We start from the raw sequence: 18,080 nt of genomic DNA on the forward strand, positions 1-18,080 counted from the left end.
ATAAGATATCTCCATGATGAAACTTACCTGAGCGTAAGGAATTGAAATGCTCATTTTTAATAAATGTCATTTCATTTTCATCTATTCCACCATTAACCAAATGTCCTGCATTGACAAACGGCACTCCGGACTCAACAAGTGTAGATTTATTCGGGTAGTTTTTACTCCGATCACCATTCTCAAGTAGGCATATATTTTTTAAAGCCGTCCACTCCCATCCCTTCGGCAACGCAAACGGCTTCTCATCTTCGCTAATTTCTGGCAAAGGCTTCTGCTTTTTAATCCTCCCCTGTTTCATCAGCTCGGCTTTTTCAGCCGCAATGCGTTTCAGTAATTCAGACGCGGGTTCATCATTCGGATCCTGCGGTACCAGTTTGCCGCGCACGGCCAGTTCGAGGATCAGCTCTCGCAGCTTCTTGATGCCGTACAGGTCAATTTTGCCCGATGTTCCGCGCCCGGCGGTGGAACGGGTGCGCAGGGCAGACGTCCAGGTATCAATGTGTTGGGTGATCAGTTGTTCGACAGCCATCAGTTCGCTCCTTTACCGGAAAGCGCAGCACCGAGGATATCGCGCAGCTGGTTACGCAGTGCGCTGATTTCAGTTTGCTGCTGCTGATACTGACTTAGCAGTTCATCCGGATCATGGCTGATGGTTTCGCCCTGATACGGGTTTTTAATGTCGAGGTTGAAGTTGCGGGTAATGATTTCGTCGATGCCCACTTTCCAGGCCTGATGGCTCTCTATACGACTGGCAAAGCCATCGGCTTCATTACCCCACCAGTCGATTTCTGTCTGGAATTCTTCGAACTTCATTGGGCGGGTTTTGCTGTAGTTCTTCACACCTGCCGGGTATGGATGTTCGTAGAACCAGATGTCTTTGGTCGGCTGGCCTTTGGTGAAGAACAGAATATTGGTTTTGATGCCGGTGTACGGGCTAAACACGCCGTTAGGCAGACGCACGATGGTGTGCAGATTGCACTCTTCGGTCAGCATCTTTTTGATTTTGGTTTTTACGCCTTCACCAAATAAGGTGCCGTCCGGCAGAACGACGGCTGCGCGACCTTTATCGGCCAGCACTTCGACGATCAGTTGCAGGAACAGATCGGCAGTCTCGCGGGTCTGCATTTCGGCCGGGAAGTTCTTCTCGATACCGTCTTCTTCGGTGCCACCAAACGGCGGGTTGGTAACAATCACGTCTAGCTGCTCATCCCATGAGGAGAGCGGCTTGTTCAACGTGTTGTCGTGGCGAATCTGCACCGGCACTTCAATGCCGTGCAGCAACATGTTGGTGGTACATAACAGATGTGGAAGCTGCTTTTTCTCGACACCAAAAATCTGCTTTTGCAGTATCTGACGGTCTTCGGTGGTGTTGACGTAATGTTCTTTGACGTGGTCAAACGCACAGGCCAGAAAACCGCCGGTGCCGCAGGCCGGATCCATAATGGATTCGCCCAGTTTCGGGTCGATGCGGTTCACCATAAAACGCGTTACGGCGCGCGGGGTATAGAACTCACCAGCGTTACCGGCGCTTTGTAAATCACGCAGGATCTGTTCGTAAATATCACCAAACAGGTGGCGTTCATTACTGTTACTGAAATCAATTTCGTTCAGCTTGTTGATGACCTGGCGCAGCAGGGTGCCGTTTTTCATGTAGTTGTAGGCATCGCTGAAGGCCTGCTTCACGACAAAACCGCGTGGATTAGTATCGAGCGGCGCAGTCAGATTTTTCAGTGCCGGGAACAGGTCGTCGTTAACAAACTCCATCAACGCATCGCCGGTAATGCCTTCATTATTGGCCGCCCAGGTGCGCCACAGATAACGCTGCGGGATCGGCAGACGGTAATCATCCTGCTCCAGTTCCAGCTCTTCTTCCTGCGTATCGAAAATCTTCAGGAACAGCAGCCATGAAAGCTGGCCAAGACGTTGAGCATCACCATCGACACCGGCGTCTTTACGCATGATGTCCTGCAGGGATTTAATGACGGAGCTAATAGACATAGTGGTTTCCATACTTCAAAAAATGTTGCCACCGGCAGCCAAAACTCCCGGTGGCAGAAAAGTGTCGTGCAGTCAGGCGGAGCGTGGCGACGGCTGGTAGATTTCGTTTTCCAGTTCGTTCACGGCGTTCTCATAGGATTTTTTATCGCCAAAGCTGTTTTTGATGATCTCTAACGGGCGGCCAAGGGTATCGAAAGGTTTCAGTTTTAGCACCTGAATATCTTCAATTTCGTGCACACCCTGATCGGCATATTTGTCCAGCAGCGTATTCAAAACGTTCTGTGCGGGGGCGGAATATTTGGTGAAATAATTACGCTTACGCACGTTGTCCGCGCGCTCACGACGCGTCAGCGGTGGCTGACCGTAAACGACGTGACAGAGCAGATCAAACGGGTCGAGATCTTTACCCACCTCTTCCGCCAGCACTTCCCACAAAATACCCAGTTCCTTCAGTTCATCGATGATCACCTGTTTGCGGGTGGCAGACTGCCACTTACGGGTAAAATCATCAAGCGATGCGTAGTCTTTGTCTTTCAGCAGGGTTTTGCGGGTGTAATCCTGGAAGGATTCTGTCACCAGTTTTCCGTCCGCATCGTAATACTGAACGCGTTTTGCCAGGACTTTTACTTCTTCGCCATTCACATAGAATTTACGGATTGGACGCTCGTCATCTTCTTCAAAAGGCACGAAATCCGGATCGGGTGTAACGTTATATTCCCCCGGTGTTTCGTGAACCGCTAAGGTATCAGGATCCGGTATTTCATCCGTAGATTCATCTTCCAGCATTTCATCAAACTCAGAATCCGGATCGGAGATGTCCTCCGGCGTGGTGCGGATCACTTTTTCCGGCACGCCATCAAAACGTTCATCGGCAAACAGTTCCGTGGCCTTTTTGAAGTCGAGAATGGTGAACCACAGTTTGCCGAATTTCTCGTTGATACGCGTACCGCGCCCGATGATCTGTTTGAATTTGGTCATGGACTGAATGTTTTGGTCCAGCACTACCAGCTTGCAGGTTTGGGCATCGACACCGGTACTCATCAGCTCGGAGGTGGTGGCAATAACCGGATACGGCTTTTTCGGATTGATAAAGTTATCCAGCTGCGCTTTGCCGATGGCATCATCACCCGTAATTTTCATCACATACTTTTCGTTTTCCAGCACCCGTTCTGCGTTGAGGATCACCAGCGCGTGGCGCATCCTGTCTGCGTGGTCGATGTCGTTACAAAAAACGATAGTTTTGTCCATCGGGTTGGTGCGATTTAAGTAGTCGGTTATGGTCTGCGCCACCAGCATTGTTCGTTCTTCAATGACCAGGTTACGGTCAAAATCCTTGATGTTATAAATACGATCCTCAATGGCTTGACCATATTTATCCAGTTGCCCTTTAATGGGCCGCCAGCCCTGTACGTCCACATTGATATCCACACGGACCACTTTGTAGGGCGCCAGAAAACCGTCTTCGATCCCTTCTTTTAGAGAATAGGTATAAACCGATTCTCCGAAGTAATCGGTATTGGACACTTCATCTGTTTCTTTCGGCGTTGCCGTCAGGCCGATCTGCGTGGCGCTGCTGAAATAATCAAGAATTTCGCGCCATGCGCTGTCTTCCGACGCGCTGCCGCGATGGCATTCGTCAATCACAATGAGATCGAAGAAATCCGGTGCGACCTGTTTGTACGCTTTCTGATGTTCTTCCGGCCCGGTAATGGCCTGATAAAGCGCCAGCTGAATTTCATACGCCGGGTCGATATTCCTTCCGGTGACTTTTGCCATCGCTGTGCCGAAAGGCTGAAAGTCATTATTTTTGGATTGGTCGACAAGGATATTGCGGTCGGCAAGGAACAAAATCCGCTTCTTATTTTTTGCCTTCCATAAACGCCAGATGATTTGAAACGCGGTGTAGGTTTTACCGGTACCGGTCGCCATCACCAGCAGTACCCGCTTTTGTCCGGCAGAGACGGCAGCTATGGTTTTGTTAATCGCCTGAAGCTGATAATAACGCGGTGATTTACCGGTGCTGTCATCGTAATAATCCTGACTAATGACAGGTAGCTGCTCAGCGGTAAATCCTTTCCAGACGCAATATTTTTCCCAAAGCTGTTGCGGTGTCGGGAAATCGGCGAGCGATATTTCAGACTCGAGTTGTGAGGGATTGGTTTTGTCGTGAAAAATAAAACCATCGCCGTTGGAAGCAAACACAAAAGGCACATCAAGCAAACGAGCGTAATTCAGCCCTTGCTGCATGCCTTTACCCATCTCATACTTATTGGCCTTCGCTTCTACAACCGCAAGCGGCAATCCGGGCTTGTGGTAAAGCACGATATCAGCGGACTTCACAGTCAGGCGTGCCGCCAGCTTTCCGCGCACCACGACTTTCCCATCTCGCAGTTTTACCTCCTGGCGAATCTGCGTCATCACATCCCAACCCGCTTGTTGAATTGCAGGCAGGATGAATCTTGTGATGATGTCCGTTTCGGTCAGATGAGTTTTGTTAACGCCAGCCATAGCAGAGTTCCCAACGATGGTGTGTGTTTTCAGATTAACTTACAAAAGTGTTTTAAATCATGACTTAAAACTAGGTTTTAATCCATAAGCCAACACAGCGTGTGCCTTCACGAAAAAATCGTGATGAAAAAATATCTCAGGATTACCGATAATTGTCCTCTCATTGAGAAGACTAGCTAATGCAACTCTTGCAACTCTGGATTAGTGGGAAGCGCCACAATATTTTCTCTACCAAACCATTCTGTCAGCTTAACCGTAGCGTTGGCACTTAGCTCTTGAGTAAATAGAACCGCAAGCCGTCTTTTGGGGCGCGAGCAAGCTACATAAAAAAGATTACGGTTGTTCTCAAAAAACTCTACCTTATCCGCCGGTGGCCCTGCATCAATCCATTCTAACATTTGTACGAAGTTGTATTTATTCCAACCACGTCCAACAATTACGAGCACGTTTTCAAACTCCGCGCCCTTTACACCATGCTTAGTTGCAAATGGGGTGTTGCCATCAATAAAGCAGTCCAGCGCAATAATCTGGGTATAGGACACATTCCGCAATTTGCGTAATTGCGTCACGCGGCGGGGTTCTTCATCTACCGGTTCGGCACCGATCTCCGCCAGCTTAAGCTCACGTTCCTCAACTGCTCGAGGTAGCCGCATGTGTGGCTGTGCCGCGATAAAATCCACAACCTCACCAATAGATCCTCTTAACCTGAGCTCAATTAGGGAATTCATGGATTCAGTCCAAGCGATCTTGTCTTGATACCTGCGAATATGTGGCATGCTGGTAGCGGTTGGCGTTTTGCTTTATATAAAGGAAATACCAAAATGACAGGACTGACGCATACCGAGCCTGAAGTATTAACTGATCATACCGGCGTGATTTGCTCAACCAGCATTGAACGTATTGTCACCGGACGCAATACCGCGCTGACGAGAATTGAAACGCTGATCCACCAGCTTGACGATATCTCAACGCTGACCCGGAGTATCAATGGAAAAACTGCCCTGGACTGGGCTATGAAGCAGGATTTTCGCTGTGGTTGTTGGCTGATGGAGAAAACAGAAACGGCGATGAAAGTCATTACCCGCAATATGGATCGCGGTATATGGCGAGACCTGATGAAGAAATCGGGGATGCTTTCAATTATGGACGCTCAGGCTCGCGACCAGTGGTATAACAGCCTGGAAAAGGACGATATTCCCGAGATCTCTGAAGCCAATATTCTGAGCACCTTTGAGCAACTGCATCAGAGCAAAGGTGAGGTGTTTGAACGCGGTGTCATTAATGTTTTCAAAAGCTTATCGTGGAATTTTAAGACGAACTCGCCCTGCAAATTTGGCAGGAAAATCATCGTGACGGGGCTGGTCAAATGCGACAGGTGGGGATTTGGTCTGAACTGGGGCTGGCAGCGTGATCGGCTGGCTGACCTTGAGCGCATGCTGATGATCCTTGATGGACAGCCCATTCCCGACAGCCGCGCGGACGTTACCCGCCGTCTCGGTGATCATATTCATGAGAACCGGCACAGCAAAAGTTATGAGGATGGGATGTTCGCGATCAAATACTTTCAGAAGGGAACGGCGCATATCACACTCAAACACCCTGAACTGATCGATAAGCTAAATGACATTATCGCGAAACACTATCCAGGAATGCTGGCGGCATTATGATAAAAAATCGAAAAATCCAATTGTGTCCAATGAGGAACGATGCGGATGCATACAAGCCAGACTCTGATGGCATACCAAAAAATATAGAAAACAAAAAGGCCATGCTAATCAATAGCATGGTCTCGAATAGTGGCGGAACGGACGGGGCTCGAACCCGCGACCCCCTGCGTGACAGGCAGGTATTCTAACCAACTGAACTACCGCTCCGCGCTGTGTTCTGGTTAAGAACGGAGCGGATATTAAGGAATGGCCGCCTTTACGTCAATGCTTTTCCTGATATTTTCAATCAACCGCACAGTTTTTCCGCAGTCTGGTGCGTTTCAATCCGAAAGACCGGATAAGCGGCTTACGAACGCCATAAACAGTTACCGCCTTTTTTAACCACTAAATCTAAACGTTCTTCATGCCACGCCAGTTCCTGCTCTGTGGCAGCGATAACTTTCAATCCGGAGGCTGGCCGCGCCACGCGCTGGATCCCTAATCCGTCCGCGCCGGTATTTTGCTCGCCTTCGTGGCTGAATTTAATGCTGGTCTGGCCGCCGGTCATCATCAGATAAACTTCGGCAAGAATTTCGGAGTCAAGCAACGCGCCGTGCAGCGTACGCTTGCTGTTGTCGATCAGGTAGCGATCACTCAGCGCATCGAGATTGTTACGCTTACCGGGGAACAGCTTACGCGCCATGGCCAGGCTGTCGGTAATTTTACAGAACGTTTCGGTTTTCGGCAGGTCACGGCCGAGCATGTCGAACTCGTAATCCATAAAGCCGATATCAAACGTTGCGTTATGAATGACCAATTCGCCGCCGCGAATGTATTCAATAAAATCGTCAGCGATGTCGGCAAACGTCGGTTTATCGGCGAGGAATTCATCACTGATGCCATGAACGCCAAAAGCCTCCGGATCCACCAGACGATCGGGTTTGAGATAAACATGGAAATTACGCCCTGTCAGGCGACGGTTAATCACTTCAACAGCACCGATTTCGATAATCCGGTGCCCTTCATAGTGGACGCCGAGTTTATTCATACCGGTAGTTTCGGTATCGAGGACGACAATCCTGTTAGAGGTGTTTTGTAAATCCATGGCTCATTATCCAACGCTGACAGTCAGTTGCAGAAACGATCTGCCCGGCACGAAAATAAAATCTCGTGCCAGGCACTTTAGCTTACGCAGGGATTTGCTGTGTAATGCAGTGGATGTTACCACCGCCCAGCAAAATTTCACGGGCAGGAACGCCGGTGATTTTGTACTCAGGGTACATTTCAGCCAGTAAATTCCCGGCCTGCTGATCCGTTGTCGCATCCAGCAGCGGGAAGATGATGTGGTTATTGCTGATCAGGTAATTGACGTAAGACGCCGCGAGCCGGTTGCCTTCCACACGCTCAATGGCCGTGCCCGGCAACACGCCGACAGTTTCTTCCGCAGTAGCATGCATGACAGGAGGTGAGGGCATTTTCCAGATTTTCAGGCTGCGACCTTGAGCATCTTTCGCCGCTTCCAGCACTTTCAACGCCGCCGCAGAACGCGCGTATTGCGGATCCTGCTCGTCGTCAGTCCAGTGCAGCGCCACTTCGCCCGGACGAACAAAGCAGCACATGTTGTCGATGTGCCCGTCAGTTTCGTCATTGAACACGCCGTCTTCCAGCCAGATAAATTGCTTCACGCCGAGGTATTTCTGCAACTGCGCTTCTATTTCAGCTTTCGAAAGATGAGGATTGCGGTTCGGATTGAGCAGGCATTCTGCGGTGGTCAACAAGGTGCCTTCGCCGTCAACATGAATGGACCCCCCTTCCAGCACCAGGTCTGTCGACACATAGGGAATGTGCTGATAGTTCGCCACCTGACGGGCAACCCGTTGATCGCGTTCCCAGCTCGAATACAGACCGCCGTTGAAGCCGCCCCAGGCATTGAATGTCCAGTCGATAGCCAGACGCTCGCCTTGCGGATTGACCACAATCGTCGGGCCGGTATCACGCATCCAGGCGTCGTCGCTTTCCATTTCCACCAGGGTAATCTGCGCCGGCATCACTTCGCGTGCGTTGGCCATTTCTGCTGCCGGAACCGCCATAAATACTGGCGTTTGAGTCGCAATCGCTGCCGCCACATTGGCGAAAGCCAGCTGTGCCGGACGCCCGTTAGAGCGCCAGTTATCGGTGCGGTAAGGCCAGATCATCCAGACAGCCTGTTGCGCGGCCCATTCAGCGGGCATCACAAAACCTTCAGCCTGAGGATTGATATCAATAGAAGACATCAGTTATTTCCTTGTTGAACCGTCGGATGTCGCGATGGCGCCATACATTTCAGGACGGCGGTCGCGGAACAGACCCCACGATGCGCGTTGTGCAGCGATAGCATCCAGATCAAAGGTATGAACCAGCACAGCTTCGTCGGTTTTGTTGGCTTGTTCAACCAGCGCACCGGTTTGATCAGCAATGAAGGAAGAGCCGTAGAAGGTCATTTCATAATCAGGAATAAATTTGCTTTTTTCCGTGCCGATACGGTTAGAGGCAATCACCGGCACCAGGTTAGCCGCAGCGTGGCCCTGCTGAACACGGGTCCAGTGTGGCTGGCTGTCGATTTCCGGATACGCCGGTTCAGAACCAATCGCCGTCGGATAGAAGATGATTTCCGCACCCTGCAATGCCAGGCAACGTGCGGTTTCCGGGAACCATTGATCCCAGCAGATGCCTACGCCGATTTTCGCATAGCGGGTGTTCCACACTTTGAAACCGGTATCGCCCGGAATGAAAAATTGTTTTTCCTGATAGGCCGGTCCGTTAGGAATATGCGTTTTGCGATAGACATCCAGCACACTGCCGTCAGCATCAATCATGACCAGCGAGTTGTAATAAGCATTATTGCACTTCTCAAAGAAGCTCAGAGGAAGCACCACTTCCAGTTCTTTTGCCAGTGCGGAGAAATGACGAATGAGCGGGCTGTCAGTCAGTTCTTGCGCCAGACTGTAATGCTCAGGGCTCTGATCAATACAGAAGTAAGGCGCAGCAAAAAGTTCCTGAATCAGAATAACTTGCGCACCCTGGTTATGGGCCTGGCGAACCAGCTTTTCGGCGTTAACAATATTCTTTTCCAGATCCCAGCTGCAGCTCATTTGTGTTGCAGAAACCGTTACATTTCTCATCAGACATCCTTAAAGCATTGAAAAATTGGCAGTGAAAAAACCATGAAAGGCTCGACTCGCTCAGAGTTTTGAACTGGCACTCTGCATTTTCCTATTATATTGCAAATGACAGCGCTCTCCAGCCAAAAGAGTGGTGAATGCCTGTATAACCTGCACCGAAGGCACCTCTTCGTCTCTCTTTCAGACAGTTATACCCCAAGATAGTGCTGTGCCCGGTACGCCGGTTTATGTCAAACTTGGCGTTTACTTTTGATGACAGAGCCTGCCAGAAATGACCAAACAGGTAGAGATTTTCACCGATGGCTCCTGCCTGGGTAACCCGGGCCCCGGCGGTTTTGGTGCGATTTTACGCTACAAGCAACACGAAAAAGAGTTCAGTGCGGGTTTCCGTCTGACCACTAATAACCGTATGGAAATGATGGCGGCGATTGTGGCGCTTGAAGCGCTGACGTCGCCGTGTGAAGTGACATTGAGCACCGACAGCCAGTATGTACGCCAGGGGATCACGTCGTGGATCCACAACTGGAAAAAACGTGGCTGGAAAACCGCGGATAAGAAACCGGTAAAAAACGTCGATTTATGGAAGCGTCTCGATGCCGCGATCCAGACACATGAACTAAAATGGATGTGGGTGAAAGGTCACGCAGGACACCCTGAAAATGAACGCTGTGATGTACTGGCTAAAGAAGCAGCGGGAAATCCGACCCTGGATGATGTGGGCTATCAGGCGGAGAATTAAACGGCTGCGCGCTGGCTATTCTGCGATGAAAAAGGACGGTTGAAAACGGTGATAAAATGCACACCTACCGGGTATAAGCTGCGTTTTTTCGTCCGTTTTCGTCTTGTCTGACCTCAACTTGTTCGTTAATTCCTGCCTCAGTCAGTCCCGGTGTTCTTTGCGGTAACTCTTCGTCGCGCCCACAGCCTGCGGGATTTTTTGCTTTTGCGCCGTGACTTTTTTCGCTGTCGGTGTCAGCGGGAAGGTCCGTTTGCGGGCAATAATCAGCGTCATGCAACCCAGTGCAGGAAGGTGCGTACTCAGTAATTTACCGCCATTCTTTTTCCACGGCAGAACATGAAAACGCCGGTGCACTATCACTTCATAATTAAGTAGCGAAAGCCAGTCAAGCAGACGCATTTGGGTAAACAGGCGACTGCTGTACGGCTGACGCTTACGAAAGAGCGGCATCAGTTTGCCTATCCCCAGCAGACTGAGCGGATTAAAGCTGCTGAGTACCATCCAGCCATCATCAATCAGTACGCGATCGACTTCACGCAGAATACGGTGCGGGTCGTCCGCGTAGGCCAGCGTATGGCTGAGCAGGCAGGCATCCACGGATTTTGCCGCGAAAGGCAAATAGTAGGGATCCCCCCGCACATGCAGCCCCTCGCCTTCGGGCGCGAAGTTCACCTGATGCGAGATTGGACAAGCCTGCGTATCGATTCCGGCACTTAATGCGCCGATTTTCAACAGGTGGAAACCGTAGAGTTTCCCCCACCAGGGTTGCAGTTGTTGCTCAAGCGCGGCACGGTAGTAGTCGCCGCACGGGATCTCATCCCAGCAAGCCGGAGCAACAATGGTCTTACGGGCGCGGGCTGGTCGCATAGTTTGTTATCTTCTTTCAAGCAGTTGCCAAAGAGAGGTTGCCATGAATCTTATCAATATTCCTGCGTTGCAGGACAATTACATTTGGATGCTCGATGACCAGCAAGGACATTGCGTGATTGTTGATCCCGGAGAAGCTGCCCCTGTTTTAACCGCACTGAAAAAGGCGAATTTAACCCCGACAGCTATCCTTCTGACACATCACCATCACGACCATGTGGGAGGCGTTGATGAGATTTCGAGCCATTTTCCGGGTCTGAAAGTGTACGGACCTCACGAAACTGAGAATAAATTTCGTCAGATTAGTCTTAAAAACGGTGATAAATGTGTTATTGGCGGTGTGGAATGGCAGATCTTTGCTACGCCAGGTCATACGCTTGGTCATATTTCATACTATAGCGCACCTTATCTTTTCTGTGGAGACACGATGTTTTCCGCCGGATGTGGCCGTTTGTTCGAAGGGACGCCAGAGCAAATGTACCAGTCGTTTCAACGGCTAGCGGCGTTGCCCGATGAAACATTAATCTGCGCTGCGCACGAGTACACTCTCTCAAATCTTAAGTTTGCGCGTGCTATTTTACCTGAGGATGATGATATCCATTCTCATGAGCACAAAGTGCAACAAATGCGTGAAAAGGGACAATCTTCCCTGCCTTCAACCCTCGGTCTTGAGCGTAAAATTAATCTCTTTTTACGATGTGATGACGTTGATTTACAAAACAAATTAAACCTTAACGATCCCTTAAAACCTGACTGGCAGGTTTTTGCCCGATTAAGGGCACTCAAAGATAGCTTTTAGCCCCAAAGGTTGTGTTTTTTTCCGAAGCAAAGTATTATCGCTCGTCTTTTAAGCAACTATGACACACACATGAAGGCAAACGCGATCTTAATAATCGCCTCCATGTTGCTCACAGGTTGCCAGGCGTCCAGGCAGGGCGTGAAGGTACCGGAACAACATGCACAGAGTTTGTCTTCAGCAAGTCAAAGTGAAGCAGGACAGTACACAGATGATGGCCGTGCGGCCTCTGGGGGATGGCTGGATGGAAACGACGCCGTCTCCCAACAAAATTTGTGGAACTTCATAGGCGACGAGCTGAAGATGAAGGTTCCGGATAATCCCCGGATCCGCGAACAAAGAGTTAAATATTTAAAAAATAAGAGCTATCTCCACGATGTAACATTACGGGCAGAGCCGTACATGTACTGGATCACCGAGCAGATTAAGAAACGTAATATGCCGATGGAACTGGTACTGCTACCCATAGTGGAGAGCGCTTTTGACCCCAAAGCAACCTCATCAGCTAACGCTGCAGGGTTGTGGCAGATTGTGCCGCAAACGGGTCGAAACTATGGTTTGAAACAAAACCAGTGGTATGACGGACGCCGCGATGTTGTGGCTTCGACGACTGCTGCGCTTGATATGATGCAACGTCTGAACAAGATGTTTGGTGGCGACTGGTTATTGACCGTTGCTGCGTACAACAGCGGTGAAGGCCGTGTCATGCAAGCGGTGAAAGCGAACAAAGCCAAGGGACGTTCAACGGATTTCTGGGCGCTGGCGCTGCCACGTGAAACATCGATTTATGTGCCGAAAATGTTAGCCCTTAGCGATATTCTCAAGCACAGCAAGAAATACGGTATCAGCTTGCCGAAACCGAGTGAAGACCGTGCACTGGCGCGTGTTGAAGTCGGACAACAGATGCAACTGACCCAGGCGGCCGAGATGGCGGGCATGTCCCTGACCAAGCTCAAGTCGTTTAACACCGGCTATAAGAAAAATGTGACCGCGCCGAATGGCCCGCATTACATTGTTCTGCCGAAGGCGCATGCCGACCAGTTAAAAGACTCACTGGCTGATGGCGATATCGCCGCAGTCCAGGAAACCAAACTGGCCAGCAACACTCCGTCAGGTGCAAAACAGTATAAGGTTCGCTCCGGCGACAGCTTATCTGGCATTGCAGCCCGGCTGAATGTGAAGACCCGTGATTTACAGCGTTGGAACAATTTGCGCTCAGCAGGCGCGTTAAAAGTTGGGCAAACACTGCAAGTGGCGGATAACAGCGTCAGCGATACCAGTGTCAATGGCGGCAGTATCACTTATCAGGTACGTAAGGGTGATTCATTGTCGAGCATTGCCAGGCGTCACGGCGTCAACATCAAGGATGTGATGCGCTGGAATACGAATGCCGACAACCTGCAACCGGGCAACAAGTTAACGTTGTTCCTGAGCAACAAAATGAGCCCTGATACCTGATCGTGAAAGGTCGCGGCAATAAAAAAGCACCCTGAATATGCCGGGTGCTTTTTTTTTGTCTGCATTTTTTAACCAGCGAAATAAGCGTTACTGTACCAGAGGCTGCCCTGCCAGGAATTCAACCCGCAGCGGATTATGGTCCGAGGCGCGCGTTTCCATCACAGACGCGCTGGTGACGCTGAGGTCACGGTAGAAGATAAAGTCCAGCGGCCTGCCGAACGCCCGCTTGCGGTAATCAGCAGGAAAACGAACCTCCTCCAGATGGATATTTCCCGCAAAGCCAAACAGGGCATTGATACGCTGTTTGCTCCACGCATTGAAATCCCCGGCCATGATCACCGGCCCTTTGTGGTTCGCAATCTGCTCGCCAATCGGATCCAGCTGTTTGCTGTAGACGTCGATTCCGATACTGAAATTCACCGCATGAATATTCACTACCATCAGTAAACGGCCATCGATAAGCGGATACACCGTCACTAAAGCCGATTTAGACAGCCTGAGAAGCGGCTCACGCTCACGCAGCGGACAACAGTAAACCGGATGCGCTGCAGAGAGTGTCATCACGCCAGAGGGGTGCTGAGGCAGCATAAATGCCGGTACCTGATCGGCGGCCAGATAATTGGAAGTCGCAAAACGAATCAGCTCAGGGGTGGTTTGGGCTTCCTGAAGCAAAACCAGTTGCGCATCTTTGCCGTAATCACGCAGAACTGACAACCAGTCAGCACGCTGTTGTTTAAAGATATTCCACACCATCACGCGCAAAATATTCGAATTGGGCAGCGCAGCACCCGGTGGCAAATCTGGCCCCAAATGAGCGAGGACTCCTGGAAAGATTTGCTCTGCGGGCTGACCTGCGACATACCTCATTGCATATGTTTTTTTCCGCACGCTAATCGCCTGTTTACCCGTTATATCGTTGCTTTATGAGAGAGATTCCCACGCGAAAGTTCAGTATACGCCCGCAGACGCTCAGACCAAATCTGTTTACATTGGTATACATCCTGGTCACATCTACAGGCTAGCATAACTCATAAAAACGGCCCGCCAGAGGCGAGCCGTGCAGACACAGAATGTAAGAAAAATCAGGCTGGCGAAGTCGTAGGTTTGCGGTCCAGGTGCCCGCTCAGGCGGGTAAACAGCAGTGCACCCGCCACGATGATTGCACCGATCCACGGCGTTTGCGCCAGGCCAAGGGTAGAAACCACCTGCCCGCCAATCACTGACCCCAGGGCGATACCGACGTTAAAGGCCGCAATATTCAGTCCGGAAGCCACATCGACGGCATTTGGCGTCACCTCTTCGGCCTTCTGCACCACGTAAACCTGCAATCCCGGTACGTTGCCGAAGGCGAAAACCCCCATCACCAGCAGCGTGATCAGCGCCGGAATACCGAAACCTGAAGTGAACTGGAAAATCAGCAACAGCACGGTGAGGGCGGCAAAAATAATCGTCAGCGCTTTAACGGCACCATGACGGTCAGCCAGTTTGCCGCCCCAGATATTGCCGATGGCCACTGACACACCATACGCCAGCAGGATCCAACTCACCATGCTGGCTGAGAACCCAGCCTGTTCCTGCATCATCGGTGCAAGGAATGTAAAGGTGGTGAATACACCGCCGTACCCCAGCGCGGTAATCGTGTAAATTAGCAACAGACGCGGATTCATCAACACTTTTACCTGATCAGCAATACGCGCCGCCGGTTTGTTTTTGATGTTATTCGGTACCAGGATCGCGCTGGCGATAATGGCGATAACCCCAATCAGCGACACCGCGAGGAAGGTTTCGCGCCAGCCAAAATGCTGGCCGATGAATGTCCCCAGTGGCACACCGGTCACCAGCGCAACAGTAAGACCGCCAAACATCAGCGCAATCGCAGAAGCGGCTTTTTCTTTTGCCACCAGACTGGTGGCAATGGTCGAGCCAATTGAGAAGAAAACGCCATGCGCCAGGCCGGTCAGCAGGCGGGCTATCACCAGCGTGCTGTAATTCGGTGACTGCCACGCCAGCAGGTTGCCCAGCGTAAACAGCACCATCAGGCCTATCAGTAACGCTTTACGCGGCACGCGGGCGGTCAGCGCGGTCAGAACCGGTGCGCCAGTCGCCACGCCGAGAGCATAAATGGACACCAGCAAACCGGCGGACGGGACAGAAACGCCCAGTTGCTGCGCGATAGTCGGCACCAGCCCGACGATAACAAACTCTGTTGTTCCTATAGCAAATGCACTGATGGTCAGTGCTAATAATGCAAGCGGCATAACCTTTACTCCACATGAATGTCGATTTGATGGCGGCTATTATCGGCTTGTGCTTAAATGACATAAATAACCAAAGTATCAATTTATTTATGCCGGAGTAACAACAATGCGAGCCAGTTCTGAAGAGCTGATTACGTTTGTGACCGTGGTAGAAAGTGGCAGTTTCAGCCGTGCCGCAGAACAACTGGGACAGGATAATTCCGTGGTCAGCCGGACGCTGAAACGGCTGGAGCAAAAACTGGGCATTACCCTGCTCAACCGCACCACACGTCAGATCAGCCTGACACATGAAGGCGAGCGCTATTTTGTCCGGGTACAAAAAATCCTGCATGAAATGGCGGCGGCTGAAGATGATTTACTGGAGAACCGCGACGATCCTCAGGGGCTGTTGCGCATCGATGCCGCAACACCGGTCATTTTACATGTCATTTCGCCGCTGGTGGCGGAATTTACCGAACGTTTCCCGAAGATGTCACTGGCACTGTTCTCGTCGGAGAGCAATATCAATCTGATCGATCATAAAGTGGATGTGGCGATCCGCGTTGGTGAGCTTGAAGATTCCAGCCTGCGGGCCCGCAAACTGATGCTGAGTTATCGCAGCGTGCTGGCTTCGCCGGCATATCTGAAAAAATGGGGAACACCGCAAAGCGCCGATGATTTGCTGGATCACCGTTGCCTGGGCTTTAACGAAGTGATGGCGCTGAATAAATGGCCGCTGCTGTGCGCCGATGGTCAGCAACTGACGGTCACCCCCTTTATCAGTTCAGGAAGCGGGGAAACGCTGCGCAGGCTGTGTTTGCAAGGTAATGGCATTGCCTGTCTGTCGGATTTTATGACCGATGAAGATGTGGCGCGAGGTGACCTGGTGAAACTGCTGGTGCCGGACATTATGCGCATCGCCATGCCGCTGCATGCGGTGTATTACAGCGATCAAACCGTCAGCACGCGGATCCGGTGCTTTATTGATTTTCTCAGTGAAAAGCTGGGAACCCGCGGGGTTTAAACATTGGCTCCCTCCCCGGTGAAGGAAAAGGAGCAAAGACATCAATCCCACGCAGGCGCCAGACCCTCAGGGCTGACCAGTCGGCCATTGCGTTCAAGCGCCGCAATTTGCTGCATATCGGCCTCTGTCAGCGTCAGTTGTTGTGCCAGCAGGTTGCTTTGCAGGTTTTCGCGTCGGGTCGACGAGGGGATCACCGCGTAACCCAGTTGCAATGCCCAGGCCAGAACGATCTGAGCAGGCGTTGCGTGATGTCGGGCGGCAATCTCGATAATCGTCGTATCTTTCAACGCATCGCCATAAGCCAGCGTCATATAAGATGTCACGGCGATACCGTTCCGGCGGGCGTAATCTGCCACGGTCTGGTTTTGCAGAAACGGCGACAGTTCGATCTGGTTGGTCGCAATCTGATCCGCGCCCACCGCGTCGATCGCTTCCTGCATCAGCGCTACGGTAAAGTTGGAAATACCGATCTCACGTGTCAGCCCCCTCTTTTTCGCCTCAACCAGCGCGTGCATCGTTTCTGCTACGCTGACGGCCTGATTCGGGGACGGCCAGTGGATCAGGGTCAGGTCAACATAATCCGTTTTCAGTTTGCGCAGGCTTTCTTGCAGACTGTCGATGAGTTTGTCAGCAGCGAGATTTTCAATCCAGATTTTGGTGGTGATATAGAGCGCTTCACGCGCAACGCCACTTTCAGCCAGTGCCTCACCCACCGCAGCTTCGTTGTCATAAATCTGCGCGGTATCAATGGCGCGATAACCCAGTTCAACGGCGGTGGCAACAGACGCTTTTACCACTTCATCTTTCAGGCGGAATGTCCCCAAACCGAAGGCAGGAATACTCATCATGTTCTCTCTTTAAATTTTTCTGGAGGATAAATCGTGGAGAGAGTATGGACTGCGCATTCATGGATAAAAACGACCGTATCGCCAGAAGACTTTTGACCAGAGTGCAATAATCAGGAGGGGGAAAAGCGGGCCCAGGGCAGTGAAACCTGCCGGAGAAAACCGCCGGAAGCAGCATCAACCTTGTATTCCTCTACCTCCGAAACGCCCGCAGGCAACGCCAGCGCCCGCATCACGTTTCCATCCGCAGCGAACCATAAACGGCAGTCCGCTGAAGATTCAGCAGTAAAACGCTGATGGCCCGGTTCGAGGCGGATCCGGCCCATCTGCCACACACTTCCACCCTGCTGTTTGAGCCATGCCTCACGCAGACACCACAACTGCCAGAACGCCGTCTGCGGGTCGGCCTGTTCCACCAGCCACTGACATTCGATATCACTGAATGCTGCGCGTGCCACGTCAAGATAACGCCGGCGCGGGCGAATTTGCTCCACATCGCCGCCGCCTTCGCCCGCCGGACACAGCAGCAGTTGCAGATGATGTTTACTGTGGCTGAGAGAAAAGTGTGGCAGGGAGGCGTCCGCAAAATACGGTTTTCCCTGCGCGGAAATCTGCATGGCGGGTAAGTTGTCACAACCACTGAAAACTGACAGCGCTTCGGCCAGAAGCGCCCGGCCCGCGCACCATTGCTGGCGGCGGGCAGGATTCATTCCTTCACTTTTCATTAACCATTGCGCGGGCACACGTGACAATGAAAAGTTGTCATCCAGCGACGCCGTAATGAGCTGCGCCCGGTTCATC

General features: G+C 51.3%; 17 protein-coding genes and 1 tRNA gene. 5 read left to right on the forward strand and 13 right to left on the reverse strand.

Annotated elements, in window-relative coordinates:
- From J1785_RS26820 to J1785_RS20865, 4 genes are all read right to left on the reverse strand, one after another.
- On the reverse strand, window positions 1–529 hold a 529-nt coding region (locus J1785_RS26820; RefSeq protein ID WP_476655351.1), incomplete at its 3' end, for a restriction endonuclease subunit S domain-containing protein.
- Entirely contained in the window at window positions 529–1,998 is a 1,470-nt protein-coding gene (locus tag J1785_RS20855) for an N-6 DNA methylase (RefSeq protein WP_217220499.1), read from the reverse strand. The genes J1785_RS20855 and J1785_RS26820, both read right to left, overlap by 1 nt.
- A gap of 72 nt (window positions 1,999–2,070) precedes the next feature.
- Window positions 2,071–4,506: an EcoAI/FtnUII family type I restriction enzme subunit R gene (hsdR, locus tag J1785_RS20860; RefSeq protein WP_217220500.1), complete on the reverse strand. Its 2,436-nt coding sequence runs from the start codon at window positions 4,504–4,506 to the stop codon at window positions 2,071–2,073.
- Window positions 4,507–4,682: 176 nt separating this feature from the next.
- Entirely contained in the window at window positions 4,683–5,282 is a 600-nt protein-coding gene (locus J1785_RS20865; protein ID WP_217220503.1) for a hypothetical protein, read from the reverse strand.
- A gap of 45 nt (window positions 5,283–5,327) precedes the next feature.
- On the opposite strand from J1785_RS20865, the gene J1785_RS20870 reads away from it, so the two are divergent.
- Window positions 5,328–6,173, forward strand: coding sequence for a DUF4942 domain-containing protein (locus J1785_RS20870; RefSeq protein ID WP_217220506.1), 846 nt, complete (start codon window positions 5,328–5,330; stop codon window positions 6,171–6,173).
- Between the two features lie 130 nt (window positions 6,174–6,303).
- On the opposite strand, the gene J1785_RS20875 is transcribed toward J1785_RS20870, so the two are convergent.
- The 4 genes from J1785_RS20875 to aguB all read right to left on the reverse strand — a co-directional run bounded on the left by J1785_RS20875 (window position 6,304) and on the right by aguB (window position 9,313).
- Window positions 6,304–6,380: transfer RNA gene (locus J1785_RS20875), tRNA-Asp, on the reverse strand.
- Between the two features lie 139 nt (window positions 6,381–6,519).
- Window positions 6,520–7,257 (reverse strand): DNA polymerase III subunit epsilon, encoded by a 738-nt coding sequence (gene dnaQ, locus J1785_RS20880; protein WP_129955030.1) that lies wholly within the window; start codon window positions 7,255–7,257, stop codon window positions 6,520–6,522.
- An 82-nt stretch (window positions 7,258–7,339) separates the two neighbouring features.
- Window positions 7,340–8,425 carry an agmatine deiminase gene (gene aguA / locus J1785_RS20885; RefSeq protein WP_129955029.1) on the reverse strand — a complete coding sequence of 362 codons (1,086 nt, stop codon included), beginning with the start codon at window positions 8,423–8,425 and terminating at the stop codon, window positions 7,340–7,342.
- A 3-nt stretch (window positions 8,426–8,428) separates the two neighbouring features.
- The gene (gene aguB, locus J1785_RS20890) at window positions 8,429–9,313 is read right to left on the reverse strand and encodes an N-carbamoylputrescine amidase (protein WP_129955028.1); all 885 of its coding nucleotides are present in this window, start codon (window positions 9,311–9,313) and stop codon (window positions 8,429–8,431) included.
- A gap of 271 nt (window positions 9,314–9,584) precedes the next feature.
- Here aguB and rnhA point away from each other — a divergent pair, with 271 nt between their 5' ends.
- A complete protein-coding gene (gene rnhA / locus J1785_RS20895) occupies window positions 9,585–10,052 on the forward strand; it encodes a ribonuclease HI (protein ID WP_129955027.1) in 468 nt (155 codons plus the stop codon).
- 141 nt (window positions 10,053–10,193) lie between these two features.
- On the opposite strand, the gene J1785_RS20900 is transcribed toward rnhA, so the two are convergent.
- The gene (locus J1785_RS20900) at window positions 10,194–10,919 is read right to left on the reverse strand and encodes a class I SAM-dependent methyltransferase (RefSeq protein ID WP_129955026.1); all 726 of its coding nucleotides are present in this window, start codon (window positions 10,917–10,919) and stop codon (window positions 10,194–10,196) included.
- A 43-nt stretch (window positions 10,920–10,962) separates the two neighbouring features.
- Between J1785_RS20900 and gloB the strand changes: the two genes are divergently transcribed.
- Together gloB and mltD are read left to right on the forward strand one after the other, a co-directional pair.
- The gene (gloB, locus tag J1785_RS20905) at window positions 10,963–11,718 is read left to right on the forward strand and encodes a hydroxyacylglutathione hydrolase (protein ID WP_217220512.1); all 756 of its coding nucleotides are present in this window, start codon (window positions 10,963–10,965) and stop codon (window positions 11,716–11,718) included.
- Between the two features lie 69 nt (window positions 11,719–11,787).
- Window positions 11,788–13,173, forward strand: coding sequence for a murein transglycosylase D (gene mltD, locus J1785_RS20910; RefSeq protein ID WP_129955024.1), 1,386 nt, complete (start codon window positions 11,788–11,790; stop codon window positions 13,171–13,173).
- A gap of 87 nt (window positions 13,174–13,260) precedes the next feature.
- On the opposite strand, the gene J1785_RS20915 is transcribed toward mltD, so the two are convergent.
- Together J1785_RS20915 and J1785_RS20920 are read right to left on the reverse strand one after the other, a co-directional pair.
- On the reverse strand, window positions 13,261–14,061 hold the full coding sequence (locus tag J1785_RS20915; RefSeq protein WP_129955023.1) for an endonuclease/exonuclease/phosphatase family protein: 801 nt from the start codon (window positions 14,059–14,061) through the stop codon (window positions 13,261–13,263).
- 194 nt (window positions 14,062–14,255) lie between these two features.
- Complete coding sequence (locus J1785_RS20920) at window positions 14,256–15,431, reverse strand: MFS transporter (RefSeq protein ID WP_217137911.1); 1,176 nt, start codon at window positions 15,429–15,431, stop codon at window positions 14,256–14,258.
- A gap of 106 nt (window positions 15,432–15,537) precedes the next feature.
- On the opposite strand from J1785_RS20920, the gene yafC reads away from it, so the two are divergent.
- Window positions 15,538–16,434 carry a DNA-binding transcriptional regulator YafC gene (gene yafC / locus J1785_RS20925; RefSeq protein ID WP_129992256.1) on the forward strand — a complete coding sequence of 299 codons (897 nt, stop codon included), beginning with the start codon at window positions 15,538–15,540 and terminating at the stop codon, window positions 16,432–16,434.
- A 41-nt stretch (window positions 16,435–16,475) separates the two neighbouring features.
- Here yafC and dkgB read toward each other — a convergent pair whose 3' ends face one another.
- Window positions 16,476–17,279, reverse strand: coding sequence for a 2,5-didehydrogluconate reductase DkgB (gene dkgB / locus J1785_RS20930; protein WP_129955142.1), 804 nt, complete (start codon window positions 17,277–17,279; stop codon window positions 16,476–16,478).
- Between the two features lie 113 nt (window positions 17,280–17,392).
- A complete protein-coding gene (locus J1785_RS20935) occupies window positions 17,393–18,079 on the reverse strand; it encodes a 4'-phosphopantetheinyl transferase superfamily protein (RefSeq protein ID WP_217220524.1) in 687 nt (228 codons plus the stop codon).
- Window position 18,080 lies beyond the last annotated feature (1 nt).

This window comes from Rahnella perminowiae, from assembly GCF_019049755.1.
Taxonomy (GTDB): Bacteria; Pseudomonadota; Gammaproteobacteria; order Enterobacterales; family Enterobacteriaceae; genus Rahnella; species Rahnella perminowiae.

What these genes read in the sequence shown, in the direction of transcription:
- J1785_RS20855 (WP_217220499.1), bottom strand. Translation starts at nt 1,998, where the DNA reads ATGTCTATTAGCTCCGTCATTAAATCCCTGCAGGACATCATGCGTAAA.
- hsdR (WP_217220500.1), bottom strand. Translation starts at nt 4,506, where the DNA reads ATGGCTGGCGTTAACAAAACTCATCTGACCGAAACGGACATCATCACA.
- J1785_RS20865 (WP_217220503.1), bottom strand. Translation starts at nt 5,282, where the DNA reads ATGCCACATATTCGCAGGTATCAAGACAAGATCGCTTGGACTGAATCC.
- J1785_RS20870 (WP_217220506.1), top strand. Translation starts at nt 5,328, where the DNA reads ATGACAGGACTGACGCATACCGAGCCTGAAGTATTAACTGATCATACC.
- dnaQ (WP_129955030.1), bottom strand. Translation starts at nt 7,257, where the DNA reads ATGGATTTACAAAACACCTCTAACAGGATTGTCGTCCTCGATACCGAA.
- aguA (WP_129955029.1), bottom strand. Translation starts at nt 8,425, where the DNA reads ATGTCTTCTATTGATATCAATCCTCAGGCTGAAGGTTTTGTGATGCCC.
- aguB (WP_129955028.1), bottom strand. Translation starts at nt 9,313, where the DNA reads ATGAGAAATGTAACGGTTTCTGCAACACAAATGAGCTGCAGCTGGGAT.
- rnhA (WP_129955027.1), top strand. Translation starts at nt 9,585, where the DNA reads ATGACCAAACAGGTAGAGATTTTCACCGATGGCTCCTGCCTGGGTAAC.
- J1785_RS20900 (WP_129955026.1), bottom strand. Translation starts at nt 10,919, where the DNA reads ATGCGACCAGCCCGCGCCCGTAAGACCATTGTTGCTCCGGCTTGCTGG.
- gloB (WP_217220512.1), top strand. Translation starts at nt 10,963, where the DNA reads ATGAATCTTATCAATATTCCTGCGTTGCAGGACAATTACATTTGGATG.
- mltD (WP_129955024.1), top strand. Translation starts at nt 11,788, where the DNA reads ATGAAGGCAAACGCGATCTTAATAATCGCCTCCATGTTGCTCACAGGT.
- J1785_RS20920 (WP_217137911.1), bottom strand. Translation starts at nt 15,431, where the DNA reads ATGCCGCTTGCATTATTAGCACTGACCATCAGTGCATTTGCTATAGGA.
- yafC (WP_129992256.1), top strand. Translation starts at nt 15,538, where the DNA reads ATGCGAGCCAGTTCTGAAGAGCTGATTACGTTTGTGACCGTGGTAGAA.
- dkgB (WP_129955142.1), bottom strand. Translation starts at nt 17,279, where the DNA reads ATGAGTATTCCTGCCTTCGGTTTGGGGACATTCCGCCTGAAAGATGAA.
- J1785_RS20935 (WP_217220524.1), bottom strand. Translation starts at nt 18,079, where the DNA reads ATGAACCGGGCGCAGCTCATTACGGCGTCGCTGGATGACAACTTTTCA.